This window comes from Bacteroides sp. AM44-19 (assembly GCF_003603395.1).
GTDB lineage: Bacteria > Bacteroidota > Bacteroidia > Bacteroidales > Bacteroidaceae > Bacteroides > Bacteroides uniformis.
In genome coordinates this window covers 236037-253438 of sequence record NZ_QTNB01000002.1, presented here as the reverse complement: position 1 = coordinate 253438, position 17402 = coordinate 236037, and the positions used below count along the sequence as shown (strand labels likewise).

11 protein-coding genes are annotated in these 17402 nt (G+C 43.6%); 6 read left to right on the top strand and 5 right to left on the bottom strand.

Going from position 1 to position 17402, the window contains the following annotated elements:
• Positions 1-2 precede the first annotated feature (2 nt).
• The 3 genes from DW947_RS05550 to DW947_RS05540 all read right to left on the bottom strand — a co-directional run bounded on the left by DW947_RS05550 (position 3) and on the right by DW947_RS05540 (position 6835).
• Positions 3-1802 (bottom strand): RagB/SusD family nutrient uptake outer membrane protein, encoded by a 1800-nt coding sequence (locus DW947_RS05550; protein WP_022401142.1) that lies wholly within the window; start codon positions 1800-1802, stop codon positions 3-5.
• A gap of 42 nt (positions 1803-1844) precedes the next feature.
• Positions 1845-4880, bottom strand: a complete 3036-nt coding sequence (locus tag DW947_RS05545) for a SusC/RagA family TonB-linked outer membrane protein (protein ID WP_118940672.1) — start codon at positions 4878-4880, stop codon at positions 1845-1847.
• A gap of 296 nt (positions 4881-5176) precedes the next feature.
• Positions 5177-6835, bottom strand: a complete 1659-nt coding sequence (locus tag DW947_RS05540) for a DUF6377 domain-containing protein (RefSeq protein WP_220392987.1) — start codon at positions 6833-6835, stop codon at positions 5177-5179.
• Positions 6836-7238: 403 nt separating this feature from the next.
• Between DW947_RS05540 and DW947_RS05535 the strand changes: the two genes are divergently transcribed.
• Positions 7239-9491: an inorganic phosphate transporter gene (locus DW947_RS05535; protein WP_034522753.1), complete on the top strand. Its 2253-nt coding sequence runs from the start codon at positions 7239-7241 to the stop codon at positions 9489-9491.
• A 36-nt stretch (positions 9492-9527) separates the two neighbouring features.
• Here the strand turns inward: DW947_RS05535 and DW947_RS05530 are convergent, their stop codons facing one another.
• The gene (locus DW947_RS05530) at positions 9528-10958 is read right to left on the bottom strand and encodes a CCA tRNA nucleotidyltransferase (protein ID WP_008664002.1); all 1431 of its coding nucleotides are present in this window, start codon (positions 10956-10958) and stop codon (positions 9528-9530) included.
• Positions 10959-11087: 129 nt separating this feature from the next.
• Between DW947_RS05530 and DW947_RS05525 the strand changes: the two genes are divergently transcribed.
• On the top strand, positions 11088-11918 hold the full coding sequence (locus DW947_RS05525) for a hypothetical protein (protein WP_117713856.1): 831 nt from the start codon (positions 11088-11090) through the stop codon (positions 11916-11918).
• A 68-nt stretch (positions 11919-11986) separates the two neighbouring features.
• Here DW947_RS05525 and DW947_RS05520 read toward each other — a convergent pair whose 3' ends face one another.
• On the bottom strand, positions 11987-12388 hold the full coding sequence (locus DW947_RS05520) for a response regulator (RefSeq protein ID WP_044468311.1): 402 nt from the start codon (positions 12386-12388) through the stop codon (positions 11987-11989).
• Positions 12389-12474: 86 nt separating this feature from the next.
• Between DW947_RS05520 and DW947_RS05515 the strand changes: the two genes are divergently transcribed.
• The 4 genes from DW947_RS05515 to DW947_RS05500 all read left to right on the top strand — a co-directional run bounded on the left by DW947_RS05515 (position 12475) and on the right by DW947_RS05500 (position 17382).
• Positions 12475-14109, top strand: a complete 1635-nt coding sequence (locus tag DW947_RS05515) for an ABC-F family ATP-binding cassette domain-containing protein (protein WP_117713857.1) — start codon at positions 12475-12477, stop codon at positions 14107-14109.
• An 83-nt stretch (positions 14110-14192) separates the two neighbouring features.
• Complete coding sequence (locus DW947_RS05510; RefSeq protein WP_117713858.1) at positions 14193-15569, top strand: FAD-dependent oxidoreductase; 1377 nt, start codon at positions 14193-14195, stop codon at positions 15567-15569.
• 62 nt (positions 15570-15631) lie between these two features.
• A complete protein-coding gene (locus DW947_RS05505) occupies positions 15632-16042 on the top strand; it encodes a DUF6769 family protein (protein ID WP_098032118.1) in 411 nt (136 codons plus the stop codon).
• A gap of 119 nt (positions 16043-16161) precedes the next feature.
• Positions 16162-17382: an efflux RND transporter periplasmic adaptor subunit gene (locus DW947_RS05500; RefSeq protein ID WP_117963457.1), complete on the top strand. Its 1221-nt coding sequence runs from the start codon at positions 16162-16164 to the stop codon at positions 17380-17382.
• The last annotated feature ends 20 nt before the right edge of the window (positions 17383-17402 follow it).

The following is a 17402-nucleotide window of genomic DNA, read 5'->3' as shown; positions in this document are numbered from 1 at the left end:
TATCAATACCCCGGATTATTTTCCAAAGGATTACCAGTATTGGCATCAATGAATGATTGCGGCAGCGGGAAAAGGACAGGAGTTTCATATTCATCCATACCACGTCCTGCAATACCAGCTATCTCATTGAGTTCACGCATGCGACGTTTGAAATAGTTATTGGTATCACGTTCGTCACCACCATTTTCTTGGCAAACACGTACCAATGTATGACGACGTTCTTCCTCCGTAAGCAGTTCACGGCTGCGTTCATCAAGAATGAAATCCATACCACCGATTCTAAGATCATCTTCAGTAATACTTACAGCATTGGAACGATTACGTACTTTATTTATCCATTTAATGGCCTCGCCTACTTGATTACTCTTGTAAAGAGCCTCTGCATAAAGTAAATATGTATCTGCCAAACGTAAATAAACAATGTCCGCATAGTGTCCATCATTAGCTGCATTAGCCAAAATAGGTGGAGTATAATCCCATTTACGAGTAGTAGGCCAATCATATTTTTTAATGGAAGTAGAAGTTAGCATGGCTGCATTAACCGTAGTATCAATAAGTGCAGTACCACCTAAATCAAATACCTTGGTTACATTGCCGGCAGCATCTACATCATTAATACTCCATACGATAGCATTGGCAGATACACGGTCATCTTGTTCTCCCATTCCTTTATAATTGTACAAACGAAGTGCTCCTCTGGAAGGAACTACACGTCCGGCTCCCTTACCACCATTAGCTTGCCAAAAGACTTGTGCAAATGAACCTTCACCACCGTTATTGATATAGTCCGGATTATGCTGGTTTGTCTTTTTACAATCGCCATCATTAGCATAATAGTTCTTATAAGTTGTAGTCATATAGACATTTGCAGTACCATAGGCACTATTCTCCTCTTCTGTGTTAATGAAAGCCAGTAACACCTCCGTATTTCCATCAGCATACATAGGAGTATAAAATACGTCAATAAAAGGACATCCATCATTGGAAGCATTACTACCAAAGCGTTGATTTATAAGGGAATATTCTCCACTTTCCACTAATGGTTTCAGTACTGAAACTGCTTTTTCAGCATTACCTTCTGCCAAATAAAGTTCACCCAAATAGTGACGTGCCACAGCACCAGAGACTTTACTATTATTAGAAGTACGCAAAGGAAGGTTATCGACTGCAAACTGGAAATCTTCTGCCATCACTTCGCGAATACTACTCAAGGAAGCACGGTCCCAATCATCACGATAATTCAATCCTGTAATTTCTTGTGTTGAAAGGGGCACTGCACCAAATGAATAGGTAAGGTGACGGTAAGCCCAAGCACGGAAAAAGCGAGCTTCGGCCAACACCTCATTTTTACGATTTTCAGCATCAGCACCACTTCCCCAGTTAATGCCATCATTGTCAGCTCTTGAGATAACCATATTGGCAGTGTTGATGATACGATATCCCCACTGGAAAATATTATTCCAAATAGCAAGATCAGTGTAAGTTATCTCTTTGGGATTGTAGAGGAACTTCATTTCCGCATGACTATTATTGGCCCATGAATTATCTACCCCTCCACCCCAGGCAGAATGCAGACAGAGCGCAATACTTCCTCCCATTGCATCAGCACGGCGATACTCTGCACGCATAAGACCATAAAGAGGCGTTATCATCGATTTAAATCCATTGTAATCTACAAGTAAATTTTCAGGATAAAGTGCATCACGAGGATCTTCCTTAAGAAACTTATCCTCATTACAGCCGCCCATAGTGAGCAATAATACTGTAAACACTAAGACATTGAAATATGTTATTTTTTTCATATGTGCAATTTCATTTTAGCTTTTTATGATATATTACTCTCATCAAATATCTAACTTTAGTCCAAAAGTGAACGAACGTACTGGAGGAGCAGCCAATTGATCATTGAGAAATTCCGGATCCATACCTGTCCAGCCAGTTATTGTAGCCAAATTCTTAATGTTCATGTAAAGATTGAGCCGTTTGATGAAAGTACGACGCAACCATTGTTGTGGGAAATTATAACCCAATGTAACGTCGGAAATACGTAAGAAATCTGTCTTTTCATAGAAACTGGCTCCCTCTGGATTCACATCACTATTCAAACTATTTTTCGGATAGCTATTCGTAGGATTCTCTGGAGTCCAAAAATCCACCAAAAAGCGGTTCTGGCGATATGAATTATGGCTTGTATCATACAAGGCATTCAGATGGGTTTGTCCTAACTGAGCCGTTAAGAACACACTCAGAGTGAAGTTTTTGTACTCAAAAGTGTTCATCAAACTCATATTTACTTTAGGAATAGCCGACCCTATAATAGTCTTATCAGCCGTTGTAATATCGTTACCATCTACATCAAGGTATTTCACATATCCAGGATACGAATTACGATAGTTAGGATCTTGCTGCCCTGTCGGGTTAGACGGATCAGCAATCTGCCATACACCGATAATTTTATAATCATAGTTCACATTGATAGGTTCACCAATAAACCACTTGGAAGCCACATCATCAACCGGCTTTCCATTAGCATCATACAAACCAACATCTACAATCTCCGAACGATAGTGTGAGAGGTTGAAAGAGGTGCTCCAGCTAAAACTCTTATGTGTAATGTTATTAGAAGTTATCTGGAATTCAAAACCACGATTACGGGTCTGTCCACGATTCTCAGTAATAGAGCCAGTACCATTAATGGTAGGAATAGAACGGGAAAGCAGCAAATCTTTGGTTTTAGACCAATAAATATCAAATGAACTCTGAATACGTCCATTCCAAAGTGCAATATCAAAGCCAGTATTAATAGATGTAGTAGTTTCCCAACCTAAACCGGGCGAAGCTAACTTCGACGGATAGAAACCAAACTGTGCAGTATGATCATCATTCAGATAATTGTAAGTTGAAAGATTAGGTAGTGTACTATAAGCACTGATAGCCTCATTGCCATTTTTACCCCATGACAAGCGATATTTCAGATTGCTAATGGTTTCACTTATAGGCTTGTCTTTAAAAAAAGATTCATTGGAAATATTCCATCCAATAGCGGCTGAAGGAAAAACGCCGAATTTAGAACTTTCACCAAAAGCGGAGTAACCATCACGACGAGCAGTAAGAGTCAACAAGTAACGATCATCATAAGTATAATTCAAACGCCCCATTTGTGAAATATGATTTTCTTTATAATAATTGGAATTACCAGACATTGTGGCAGCTTTAGAAATCTGGTAATAATACATCACATCATTGGGAAAATTCTTACCTTCCATTGTATTCTGTTCATATTCCTTGCTTTGAGCAGAATATAATCCTGTGAAAAATATACGATGTTTGCCAAATTCACGTTGATAAGAAATAATATTCTCCAAAATCCATTCTTCTGAATGCCAGTCATCAGTATTCAATACGCCATTAGCACTAGCTCCTTCGTAGGTATCCAAACCTTGATAATTCTTATAGGAGCTGTTTTGGTAAGTGAAGCCTGTATTCAATTTATAGCTCAGCCCTTTAATAAAGGGAAACTTTACCTCAAGCACATTATTAGTGATAACCTTTGCACGAATATCTTTTGCCTTATTATTAAGAGATCCCAACGGATTAATGCTGAAAGCTGAAGAGGAGTCCTCAGTAGCAGAAAGTGTAAGTGAACCATCCTCGTTATAAGCACGTCCCAACGGAACTTGTTTTATAGCCCGCCAAAAAGAAGCACTGCTACCACTACGATCGTAGCGACCTAACTGTGTAGTAGTAGAAAATTTCAACCAACTATTAAACTCCTGATCAAGATTGAAACGTACATTATAACGCTTGAACTCATTGCCTACCGCAGTTCCTTTCACATCCGTATAGTTCAATGAAATGAAATAGCTGGTTTTGTTAGCTCCACCACGGAAAGAAAGGTTATGCTGTTGTTTTATACCGGTCTGTGTTGCCAACTTCATCCAATCAGTACTCTGACCGGCAGCATACATAGCTAATTCAGTAGGAGTAAAGTTATCTAACCAAGGTTCAGGATTCTCTTCTGTAGGAGGAGTAGTATTGGTAGCCTTGAAAGCTTCAGATTTATACTTATAGAATTCTTTGCCATTCATCATACGAGGTAAATTGATAGGCTGGTCAATAGTAACATAAGTATCGTATGATACCGTCAATCTGTCTTTCTTACCGCGCTTAGAAGTAATAAGGATTACACCGTTAGAACCGCGAGCACCATAAATGGCTGCTGAAGAGGCATCCTTCAATACTTCTATACTCTCTACATCATTGGGATTGATTTCCGACCATGGACCATCAAAAGGTATTCCATCAAGAATAACAAGAGGTTTATTATCGGCCGTAATGGAGTTGTTACCACGAATACGTGTAGTAGTAGACGAACCTTCAGCATTACTACCCGTCACACTAATATTCAATCCTGGAACTGCTCCTTGCAAAGATTGAATCAAATTAGCTTGTGGGCGACTTTCAAGTACATCCGAGTTAACTGAAGCAACCGAACCTGTAAGATCACTTTTGCGCTGTACACCATAACCTACTACTACCACCTCATCCAGTGCCTGGTTATCTTCTTTCAGTACAATCTTTAACGATGATGCGTCTTTCACCTGCAATGTCTTGGATATATACCCAATGAAACTTATCTCCATTACCGCCCCCTTAGTCACTGAAGCGAGTTTAAAGTTTCCTTCTACATCGGTAATGGTGCCCGTACCCGTACCTTGTATCACTACATTGGCACCGATTATCGGTTCTCCTTGTTCATCTGTCACATTTCCGTTAATATTCCATGTCTGTGCATGAAGTGAGCTTGAAAGTGACAGCATCCACATAAGACAGACAAGCAAAATACCACTTGCGTCTCTCGATTTTTGTCTGGTTTTCATAAATTACATTTTTAAGTTAATAGGAACTTGTGTGTAAAAAATCTCGAGAGCAAAATTAGACAATGTAACAACCGATTATATTCACAGGTAGAGGATTTGGTAAATTCACAAAGTTATATATTACTGATTATCTTTCAATTACAGACAGACTCAATAGATTTTCAGTAGTGATTTAAATTAAATCGGTAATCAAAAACATGTATATAGATAATTGCCATTCGATAGTATTAAGCTATTGAATGGCAATTATCTATATACATGTGGGTAAAAAATGAGAGAAACGCTCAGTCTTCAAATTACTTTTTACAAACCTCTTTCACAGCTCGAAGAAATTCCTCCTTACTGAGCGAAGATTTATTTAAAGTTATAGAACGATTATTATATACGGTTTGCAGTGAACAGTGCAAAAATTCTGCAATCTTCTCACTATCCGTTACCCCCATTCGTATCAAAGCATGAATACGAAGTTCTGTATTAAGCCGCCCAGACTTCACTTCAATATGTTCTTCGGGACGTAGCAAACTATTGAAGTGCTCTACAAAATCAGGGTATAAATGTAGAATAATGGAATCAAATTTCTCATAAAAATCCTTCATTTCATCGCTCATGGTAGAAGTAGAACTAATCATCTTCTTTAAATCTTCAAGTTGCCCAGCCTTTAATTTACGGTTTAACTTTTTACGATACTCCTCCATACGGCAAATATAGGATGAACAAAGTTTGAATACCTGACCAATATACTCCTCCTTAATATAATTTGTGTCACGTAGAACCAAATTGAGCTTTTGCAGTTCACTATTAAGACTCTTCAATCTACCATTGGCCACATGTAGCTCAACCAAAGCTTTCCTACGTCTTCTTGTTTGCCTTCTCAAAAAGAAAAGAGCTATCAGCAATACAATAGTGAGAAAACTAATAAATAAAAGGAATAGCTTTAGCTGCTTCTGTTGCATATGATCACGTTCAATGTAGCTTTGATGTATCCTTCTCTGCAACTTCTGCTGATGAAGCAGTCGTACACGGCTCTTAAAAGTTATACCGATATCAGAACAATAAGTACTATAACGATAGGCTCGGTCCAACTGACCTTGTTCATATAAATAGGAAGCCAATGCATACAACGAACCAATATCACGATTCACAGCATATACATCAGCAATACCTGAGAGAATCATATTTTCCAGCCACTTGGTATGGTTGTGTTCTTTTTCATAAAGTAGAGCCAAGTTATAAGCTAAAATAGAATAATTACGACTATTAGGTAGAAGACGTTGTTTTTCCTTTTCCAACTCATCCCTAATGGCAATACGTTGTGCACCGGGAACATCTTGATATTTCCACACACGGCTATAAAGGTAGCGTGGCTCGTCAGGAGTGGCCGTCTGCAATACTGAATCTGAATATAACGCATAAAGTTGACCATAATGCTCATGTAATGCATCATCACCTAATGAATAGAGTTGCAACCGCGAGCAGAGAGTACGCATCTGACCATAATAACGCGAACGTAAGTAGCGAGGCATACTGGAAGAACAGAGTGAATGCATTACTTCAGAGGCTTGACTAAGCAAGCCATTAGCCGTATAAACAAAACCAATACCTAATAAAGATTCAATCTCACGATTCTTATCATGATATTGTCGTGCTAAATCAAGGCTTTGTGTAGTATACTTCATAGCCGAATCTGCATCATACACGCGATATTCTTGATAAATAGCCTGATTAAGTTCATACTGTTTCTCAAATGCCTTAGATTGTCTTAGTGAATGCTTCAACGCCTCTATTCGCTCCTCTTTCTGCAAAATAAGTTTATCAGAATTATCTATCAGACTATCTAATTGAGTAAACAATGCCTCATTTGCCTTAGCAGCACTATCTGAGATATGCTGCTTGCATCCAGCACAAAAAAACAAATATAGTAAGAAGAATAGGTTTAAACAAAAATGTTTTTTCATATTTCTATACTCGTTGGTAGAATTCATTTATTTAATAAATGAATTAAAAAAGTTACATACATCTTTGATTTTTAATATCAAAGTTCTAATTACAATCAATTCTACACACAACTTGTATGCAATATTCGCAAGAATTCTCGACATCTGCAAACAATTAACTAGTAATTTGGCTGCTTAACATAGAAATAACCAAATACGAAACACAAAAGCATCCACTCTTCTATTATACTTATATTGTTACTCTTAAATGCTTAACATTAATGATTATTGGGAGAATAAGAGCAATCGCTCTTAGCACAATACCATTCTATTCCAAAACATTTGTAACATTTCTGTAACATGTATGACATTTCCCTGCAACACCAAACTCTTTCCTTTGCAGCCGGAAATAAAATACATGTCTATGGAAACAATTTATCTGGGTATCGTCATCTTTCTGTTCGTACTCGCGATTTTCGACCTCGTGGTAGGTGTCAGTAATGATGCGGTCAATTTTCTTCAGTCGGCTGTCGGAGCAAAGGCAGCATCTTTCAAAACCATACTGTTCATTGCAGGCATTGGCGTCTTCATCGGTGCGGCACTCAGCAATGGCATGATGGACATTGCACGACACGGCATCTATCAACCGGAGCACTTCTACTTTGCCGAAATCATGTGCATTCTGCTTGCCGTCATGTTGACGGACGTCGTGCTATTAGATGTCTTCAACACTATGGGAATGCCTACCTCCACCACTGTATCCATGGTGTTCGAACTGTTGGGAGGTACGTTCGCACTGGCGCTCATCAAGGTCTATAACAGCGATACATTGGGACTGGGCGACCTCATCAATACAGACAAGGCACTGTCTGTCATCATGGCCATTTTTGTATCCGTAGCCATTGCCTTCTTTTTCGGTATGCTGGTACAGTGGCTGGCACGTATCGTGTTCACCTTCAACTACAAGAAAAACATGAAATACAGCATCGCGCTGTTCGGTGGTATAGCTGCCACCAGCATCATCTACTTCATGCTGATAAAGGGGCTGAAAGACAGCTCATTCATGACCCCTGAAAACAAGCAATGGATACACGACAATACCGCATTGCTGATAACCGGTTTCTTTGTATTCTTCACCATACTGATGCAGATACTGCATTGGTGCAAGATAAATGTCTTCAAAGTAGTGGTTCTGATGGGTACTTTCGCCCTCGCTCTTGCCTTTGCCGGCAATGACTTGGTGAACTTTATCGGTGTCCCCCTCGCAGGATATTCCTCATTTATTGACTATACAGCCAATGGTACGGCCGCCGGCCCCGACGGATTCCTGATGTCCTCACTCCTCGGTGCAGCCAAAACCCCGTGGTATTTCCTTATCGGTGCAGGCGCCATTATGGTTTATGCACTCTGCACATCCAAGAAAGCCCACAACGTTATCAAGACTTCCGTGGACCTTGCCCGCCAGGATGACGGTGAAGAGAACTTCGGAAGTACCCCGATAGCCCGTACGCTGGTACGCTTCAGCATGACTCTGGCTAACGGAATATCCAAAACGATGCCCGAAAGCAGCAAGCGGTGGATGAACACACGCTTCCAGAAGGATGAAGCCATCATAGCCGACGGCGCCGCTTTTGACTTGGTTCGCGCCTCCGTCAATCTCGTATTGGCTGGTCTGCTCATCGCCTTGGGAACTTCCTTGAAACTTCCCCTTTCCACCACTTACGTCACCTTTATGGTAGCCATGGGTACATCGCTTGCCGACCGTGCCTGGGGACGTGATTCGGCGGTATTCCGCATTACGGGTGTGCTCAGCGTTATCGGCGGTTGGTTCATCACTGCCGGAGCAGCGTTCACCATCTGTTTCTTCGTAGCACTGATTATCCATTTCGGCGGTACGGTTGCCATCCTGGCACTGATTGGTCTGGCAGTCTTCATGCTGATTCGTAGCCAAGTGATGTACAAAAAGCGCAAGGAGAAAGAAAAAGGCAACGAGACCCTGAAACAGTTGATGAAGAGTACGGACAACAATGAAGTCATCGAATTGCTCCGCAAGCATACCCGTGAAGAACTGGTGAAGATTATGGAATTCACAGAAGAGAATTTTGAACGTACCGTCACTTCCTTCCTACACGAGAATCTACGCGGACTGCGTCGTGCCATGGGCTCAGTAAAATTCGAAAAACAACTCATCAAGCAGATGAAGCGTACCGGAACACTTGCCATGTGCCGTCTCGACAACAATACCGTACTGGAAAAAGGACTCTATTACTATCAAGGCAACGACTTTGCCAGCGAACTGGTGTACAGCGTAGGCCGTCTTTGCGAACCTTGCTTAGAGCACATAGACAATAACTTCAATCCGCTGGATGCCATTCAGAAAGGAGAATTTACAGACGTAGCCGAAGACATCTGCTATCTGTTACAAGTATGCCGCCACAAGCTGGAAACGAACAATTATGATGAACTGGAAACAGAGATTCGCAAAGCCAACGACCTCAACGGACAGTTGTCTCACCTGAAACGCGAAGAGCTGCAACGCATCCAAAGCCAGAGCGGCAGCATCAAAGTCAGCATGGTATACCTGACTATGATACAAGAAGCCCAGAACGTAGTGACCTACACCATCAACCTGATGAAAGTAAGCCGCAAGTTCCAAGTAGAAAAAGAAGAGTTATGAGTTATAACGCATGGTACATAACATGCAACTTATAACTCATAACTCCTTAAGCCCCATCTTCTCCGCCCGTTGCAACATAAATGCACGGGCGGCTTCGTATTCATTGGGAATGATGCCGTCCAAAATGGCATCCTTAATGGCACTCTTCAAGGCACCTACCTGCTGGCAAGGAGAAAGGCCGAAAGTCTTCATGATTTCTTCACCACTGACCGGAGGCTGGAAATTACGGATACGGTCGCGTTCCTCCAAATCCTTCAGCTTCTGGCGTACCAACTGAAAATTATTAAGGAAGCGTTTCTTACGCTCCATATTCTTGGAAGTAATGTCGGCTTCGCACAGTGTCATCAGGTCGTCTATATCATCACCTGCCTCAAACAAGAGACGACGCACTGCCGAGTCGGTCACTACATCATCCGCTATCACAATGGGACGCATGTGCAGGCTCACCATTTTCTGCACATATTTCATCTTCTCATTCATAGGGAGCTTCATCTTGCGGAAAATATCGGGTATCATCTTCTCGCCAATGAAATTATGGTTATGGAACGTCCAGCCCGCACGGGGTTCCCAACGCTTGGTGGCAGGCTTGGCTATATCATGCAGAAGAGCTGCCCAGCGTAGCCAAAGGTTGTCGGTCTTCTTGCTGATGTTGTCGAGTACTTCGAGCGTATGGTAGAAATTGTCCTTATGGGCGCGTCCATTGCGCGTCTCCACGCCTTGCAGCCTAACAAGTTCCGGGAATATCAGTTCCAGCAGACCACAGCGGTCCAGCTCAATGAATCCCTTAGACGGAATAGGTGACAAGATGATTTTGTTCAGTTCGTCTGCAATGCGTTCTTTGGAGATGATGGAGATGCGTTCGCGATTACGCTCCAGAGAATCGAATGTCTCATCGTCAATATAGAATCCCAGCTGGGTGGCAAAACGGACACAGCGCATCATGCGCAAAGGGTCATCACTGAAAGTTATATCAGGGTCGAGGGGAGTCCGGATGGTCTTTTCCTTCAAGTCTCCAATACCGCCAAAGGGGTCGACCAACTCGCCATAACGCACCCGGTTCAGGCAAACAGCCAGTGCATTGATGGTAAAATCACGGCGGTTCTGGTCATCCTCCAATGTACCGTCCTCTACAATAGGCTTGCGGGAATCGTGTGTATACGATTCTTTTCTTGCACCCACAAACTCAACTTCCGTACCATAGTACTTCAATTGTGCCGTACCGAAATTCTTGAAGACGGAAACATGCGCCCCACGCCCCAGACGCTTACCCAGCGCCTCGGCCATGGCAATGCCACTGCCTACCACCACCACATCAATATCCTTGGAAGGACGTTGCAGGAAAATATCACGTACATATCCACCGACTACGTAACATTCCAATCCCAATTCATCAGCCGTTTCGGATATCCGCTTGAATATATCATCACTAAAATATTGCTTCAGTTCTTCTGCCGTCAAATCTATCATAAATAATGCGCTAATGTAATGAATACGCAAATGTGTTAATGGTCTATTAGCACATTTGCACATTAAAATGCTGCAAAGATAAAGATATTATTTCTATTTTTGTGGACTCTAACTCCAAGAACAACAAATATGAAAAAAGTAATACTCCTTGCATGCCTATGCTGTACACTCTTCTCTTGCGAAGATGTGGAGAAGAAGGCCGGTGAAAAACTACAAGCTGCCCGCGAAGCGTTTGAACTCGGCAACTACAATGAAGCGAAGATTCTGATTGACAGCATCAAGATGCTCTATCCCAAAGCGTTTGAAACTCGCCGTGCAGGCATCGGCCTGATGCAGGAAGTGGAACTGAAAGAGCAGGAAAAGAGCCTGGTCTATCTGGACAGTATGCTTCAAGCCAAGCAAAAGGATTTCGATGCAATCAAAGGGAAATACACTTTTGAAAAAGATGCCGAATACCAGAATATCGGCAATTACCTTCATCCTTCCCAAGTGATAGAAAAAAATCTGCATCGCTCTTTCCTTCGCTTCCAGGTAGACGAAAACGGAGTCATGAGCATGACTTCCATTTATTGCGGAGCCCATAATATCCACCATGTGGCCGTCAAAGTCACTGCTCCCGATGGTAGCTTTGCCGAAACACCCGCCGCCAAAGACAGCTACGAAACCACTGACCTCGGTGAAAAGATTGAAAAGGCAGACTTCAAACTGGGAGAAGACGGAAACGTCATGGGGTTCCTTTATCTGAACAAGGACAAGAATATCAAAGTCAACTATCAAGGGGAACGCCCCTATTCCATCACCATGACTACCGCCGATCGCCAGGCCCTTGCCAGCGTCTACGAACTGGCACAACTGCTGTCATCCATGACGGAAATAAAGAAGAATATGGAAGAAGCCAATCTCAAAATCGAATTTGTAAAAAAGAAGATGGAAGAGAGAAAAGACAATGCACAAGAATAAAAAAAGGGAACCGGATGATAATATTCATTACTTAGTCGTCCGGTTCCCTTTTTATTATCAGTAAAGCCTTACCAAACCAATTTGGGTAAATAACGGCTTAGACATGTACGCAAAGCAGACAGAGTGATGGGTTTTACCAACACTTCCGAGGCTCCACACTCCAAGGCTTTTTCGCGGTCGGCAGTAAAGGCGTAAGCGGTCTGCATGATGATGGGAAGTTCCTTATCCTTCTTGCGAATAATCACCGTAGCATCCAGCCCGTTCATAATAGGCATTTTTATATCCATCAGAATAGCTTCCGCCTTGTCGCGATTCTCTTCGAACAAATTTACAATCTCCTCACCATTCTTTGCCCATAGTATCTCGCATTTCTTGCCGATGATAGCCTTTATCAGTTTAAAGTTACTATCATCATCTTCCGCAACCAGAATAAGCGGACGGTAATCTCCTGACACTTTTTCTATTTCCATGACCTATGCGTTTTGTTTATATAGGGGCAAAGATATAAAAAATAATAGATTTGCACTATCTTTGCAGCTCATTAAAAAAATATATAATGATTTCTATAGACGGACTGGCCGTAGAATTCGGCGGAACTACTTTATTCAGTGACATATCTTTCGTTATCAACGAAAAAGACCGTATCGCCCTGATGGGTAAAAATGGAGCGGGGAAAAGTACATTGTTGAAAATCCTGGCAGGTGTAAGACAACCTACCCGTGGAAAAATCTCAGCCCCCAAGGACAGTGTCATAGCTTACCTTCCACAGCACCTTATGACGGAAGACGGACGTACCGTATTCCAGGAAGCGGCGCAAGCCTTTGCCCACCTGCATGAAATGGAAGCTGAAATAGAGCGCCTCAACAAGGAACTGGAAACGCGTACCGACTACGAAAGCGACAGCTACATGGAACTTATCGAGAATGTCTCCGCCTTAAGCGAAAAGTTCTATGCCATCGACTCCACCAATTACGAGGAGGATGTGGAAAAAGCACTGCTCGGACTGGGCTTTGTACGCGAAGACTTCAACCGCCAGACCAGTGACTTCAGCGGCGGATGGCGCATGCGCATCGAGCTTGCCAAGCTGTTGCTGCAAAAGCCTGACGTGCTGTTGCTAGACGAGCCTACCAACCATCTGGACATAGAATCCATACAATGGCTGGAAGATTTCCTTATCAGCAATGGAAAGGCTGTCATCGTCATCAGCCACGACCGTAAATTCGTAGACAACATCACCACCCGTACCATTGAAGTGACCATGGGACGGATATACGATTACAAAGTAAACTACTCCAAATACCTGGAACTCCGCAAGGAACGCCGCGAACAGCAACAGAAAGCCTACGACGACCAGCAGAAGTTCATTGCCGAAACCAAGGAATTCATCGAACGGTTCAAAGGCACCTACTCCAAAACCCTGCAAGTGCAAAGCCGCGTAAAAATGCTGGAGAAGCTGGAACTGCTGGAAGTGGATGAAGAAGACACTTCAGCGTTACGCCTCAAATTCCCTCCTTCTCCCCGCTCAGGCAATTATCCCGTCATCATGGAGGGAGTAGGGAAAAGTTACGGTGACCATGTGGTCTTCAAGAATGCCAACCTCACCATAGAACGGGGAGACAAGGTTGCTTTCGTTGGTAAGAACGGTGAAGGAAAGTCAACGTTAGTGAAGTGCATCATGAAGGAAATAGAACATGAAGGCACCCTCACGATAGGACACAACGTGCAGATTGGATATTTCGCACAAAACCAGGCCTCATTGTTGGATGAGAACCTGACCGTATTCCAGACCATCGACGATGTGGCAAAAGGGGAAATCCGCAACAAGATACGCGACCTGCTGGGTGCCTTCATGTTCGGTGGCCCCGAAGAGTCCATGAAGAAGGTCAAGGTGCTTTCCGGTGGAGAGCGCACACGCCTTGCCATGATAAAACTTTTGCTCGAACCGGTGAATCTGCTGATACTGGACGAACCGACCAACCATCTGGACATGAAAACCAAAGATATCCTGAAGCAAGCGTTACTGGATTTTGACGGTACCCTGATTCTCGTCAGCCACGACCGCGACTTCCTGGACGGACTGGTAAGCAAGGTATATGAATTTGGCAACAAACAAGTGAAAGAGCACTTGAACGGCATCTACGAATTCCTTGAAAAGAAGAAAATGGACTCCCTCCGCGAACTGGAACGATAGGCATCTGCTAAACCCGGCGTCCGAACAAATGGCCGATACATATTGTTTTCATTTTACTAAACACTTAACTAAGAGATATTAAAATGAAACAATATGATGCCATCATAATAGGATTCGGCAAGGGCGGCAAGTTATTGGCCGTCGAACTAGCCGAACGGAATTGGAAAGTAGCCATCGTGGAACGTTCCCCTCAGATGTACGGAGGAACATGTGTAAACGTAGGATGTATCCCTACCAAAGCTCTGATTCACGAATCGGAATATGCGGAAAAAAGATACTATGACGATTATAAGAACCAGTCCAAACTGTATGCACTTGCCGTGGCGCGGAAAGACAAGCTTGTATCCTTCCTGCGTGAGAAAAATTATGAAAATGTAAAAAACAAGCCTAATATAACCCTCTATGACGGAACTGCTTCTTTCTTGTCCGAAAATACAATCCGTATAGTCTCCGGCAAGGACGAAACGATTCTTGAGGGAAAAGAGATATTCATCAACACCGGGTCCACCCCTATCCTGCCTGCCATCGACGGACTCAAGGAGAGCAAGTACGTATATACCAGTGAGACCTTGCTGCAATCGAACAAACTGCCCGCACACCTGCTCGTCATCGGCGGCGGTGCTGTCGGATTGGAGTTTGCCACTATGTATGCAGGCTTTGGAAGCCATGTCACACTGCTGGAAGCGGGAAACCGCTTTCTGCCTAAAGTGGACCGCGACATTGCCGCCTCCATGCTGGAAGCATTGAACCGAAAGCGTATCAATGTCCGGTTGAACGCCCGTGTCCAATCCGTGTACGACACAGCCGAAGGAATAACTCTGACCTATACGGACAGTGCAAACGGCACTCCCTACTACCTGAAAGGAGATGCCTTGCTGGTAGCCATCGGCCGCAAGCCTATGACTGCAGAGCTGAATCTGGAAAAAGCGGGTATACAAACAGACAAGCGGGGAGCCATCGTTGTCGACAACCAATTACGGACTACAGCCCCACACGTATGGGCCCTGGGGGACGTAAAAGGAGACGAACAGTTCGACTACTTGTCCATCGATGATTTCCGTATCATCCGTAATCAACTCTTTGAAAACAAAAAAAGGAGTACAAAAGACCGGTATCCAATCTCCTTTGCCATTTTCACCGACCCACCGCTGGCACATATAGGACTGACGGAAGAGGAAGCGATGAAGAACGGTTATTCCATACATGTGGCACGTATCCCTGCTGCCATGATTCCACGTGCCCGTACGCTACACAGCATAGACGGTATGCTCAAAGCTATTGTAGACATCCATACCGGACGGATTCTGGGTTGTACCCTACTTTGTGCCGATGCACCAGAAGTAATCAATACCGTAGCATCAATCATGAAAACGGGACAGCGTTACCATTTCCTGCGGGACTTCATTTTCACCCACCCCAGCATGAATGAGGGATTGAATATGTTATTCAAACCTTTTTAGCATTTTCTATTTGGTAATTAAGTCCTTAACCTCTATCTTTGCATCCGTCCAAAGATAGAGGAATGAAAAAGAAACAGTACATAACCTATATTCTTTTTTTCATCAGCTTGATAATGCTGGTGATACCCGTCATTCCCCACCATCATCATGCCGACGGAATGATATGCATGAAGAATGATATCACCGCCGATTGCTGCGGACACCGTCATAGCCCGGGCAACGAGCACTGCTGTTGCGACACGGGATGCATGACAACCCACTTTGTACAACAGACGCCCAGCTCTTCCAATGATGTGTGTGCACATCCGGATGCCTTGTGGGCAGTCACCCTACTCATTGAACCTTTTTCCAAGTTACTCATCCTACCCGAGTTTGACATAAGCAGGCAGGAGTGTATCTATCTGGAATCTCTTCATAGCACATTTATCATATGTGCTACGGGACTTCGTGCCCCTCCGTCTCTTCTTGCTTAACTGTTACCGGAACATCACCGGGACAGATTTCTATCCGGCATAAGGAACAATGCAATTTGGTTGCACGCCCTATGCCCTAACTTTGTATTCAAAATCAAAAAGTAAGAACAAATATCATCATGAAAAAAGTTATTTTCATGGGAGTCTTGGGATTATTCCTTTTAGGCTCCTGTAACAGTAAGTCCGGAGACAGCCACGAAGGACATAATCACGAAACAGAAGAGCACAATCATGGCGGACATGACCACGAGGGACATGACCACGAACATGAGGGACACAACCATGAGCACGAAGAGCAGGAAAACCATGCCGGAGGAAGCGATGAAATCATCCTGCCACCAGCAAAGGCGCAAGCTGCCGGCGTAGCAGTCAGCACTGTTGAACCGGGTAGTTTCCATCAAGTCATCAAGACCAGCGGCCAGGTGATGGCAGCCCAGGGAGACGAGAGCGTAGCCGTAGCTACAGTAGCAGGCGTGGTTTCCTTCAAGGGAAAAGTTATCGAAGGAATGAGTGTCAGCAAAGGTACTCCTTTGGTGGTATTGTCATCCAAAAACATGGCCGACGGAGACCCGGTGCAGAAAGCCCGGATAGCCTACGAGGTTTCCAAAAAAGAATACGAGCGTATGAAAGCGCTTGTAGGCAACAAAATCGTATCTGAAAAGGAATTCGCGCAAGCCGAACAGATTTACGAAAATGCCCGTATCAGTTACGAGGCAGTCGCAAAGAACCATTCGGCAAGCGGCCAGGCTGTTGTTTCTCCCATCAGCGGTTATGTGAAGAATCTGTTGGTGAAAGAAGGGGACTACGTCAGCGTCGGCCAGCCGTTGGTAAGCGTCACCCAGAACCGCAAGCTTTTCCTGCGTGCGGATGTATCCGAAAAGTACTATCCTTACCTAAACAGCATCGGTTCTGCCAACTTCTGTACTCCTTATAATAATAAGGTATATACATTGAAAGAACTGGGCGGGCGCATGCTTTCTTATGGAAAGGCTTCGGGTGAGAACGGATATTATGTACCCGTAACTTTTGAATTCGACAATAAGGGAGACGTTATTCCCGGCTCGTTTGTAGAAGTATTCCTATTATCCTCACCAATGGAGAACGTGTTGTCTCTTCCTCACAGTGCGCTGACCGAGGAACAAGGCAGCTTCTTTGTCTACCTGCAACTGGATGAAGAGGGCTACAAAAAACAGCTTGTCACCCTGGGTGCCGACAATGGCGAAAGTGTACAAATCCTTTCCGGCATAAAAGCAGGCGATCGCGTCGTAACCCAAGGAGCCTATCAAGTGAAGCTGGCATCGGCAACGAATGCTATTCCGGCACATAGCCATGAACACTAATCTCATGTACAATTTGACAA

Bases quoted from the DNA above. Each gene is read 5' to 3' on its own strand.
- DW947_RS05550 (WP_022401142.1), bottom strand. From the start codon at position 1,802: ATGAAAAAAATAACATATTTCAATGTCTTAGTGTTTACAGTATTATTG.
- DW947_RS05545 (WP_118940672.1), bottom strand. From the start codon at position 4,880: ATGAAAACCAGACAAAAATCGAGAGACGCAAGTGGTATTTTGCTTGTC.
- DW947_RS05540 (WP_220392987.1), bottom strand. From the start codon at position 6,835: ATGAAAAAACATTTTTGTTTAAACCTATTCTTCTTACTATATTTGTTT.
- DW947_RS05535 (WP_034522753.1), top strand. From the start codon at position 7,239: ATGGAAACAATTTATCTGGGTATCGTCATCTTTCTGTTCGTACTCGCG.
- DW947_RS05530 (WP_008664002.1), bottom strand. From the start codon at position 10,958: ATGATAGATTTGACGGCAGAAGAACTGAAGCAATATTTTAGTGATGAT.
- DW947_RS05525 (WP_117713856.1), top strand. From the start codon at position 11,088: ATGAAAAAAGTAATACTCCTTGCATGCCTATGCTGTACACTCTTCTCT.
- DW947_RS05520 (WP_044468311.1), bottom strand. From the start codon at position 12,388: ATGGAAATAGAAAAAGTGTCAGGAGATTACCGTCCGCTTATTCTGGTT.
- DW947_RS05515 (WP_117713857.1), top strand. From the start codon at position 12,475: ATGATTTCTATAGACGGACTGGCCGTAGAATTCGGCGGAACTACTTTA.
- DW947_RS05510 (WP_117713858.1), top strand. From the start codon at position 14,193: ATGAAACAATATGATGCCATCATAATAGGATTCGGCAAGGGCGGCAAG.
- DW947_RS05505 (WP_098032118.1), top strand. From the start codon at position 15,632: ATGAAAAAGAAACAGTACATAACCTATATTCTTTTTTTCATCAGCTTG.
- DW947_RS05500 (WP_117963457.1), top strand. From the start codon at position 16,162: ATGAAAAAAGTTATTTTCATGGGAGTCTTGGGATTATTCCTTTTAGGC.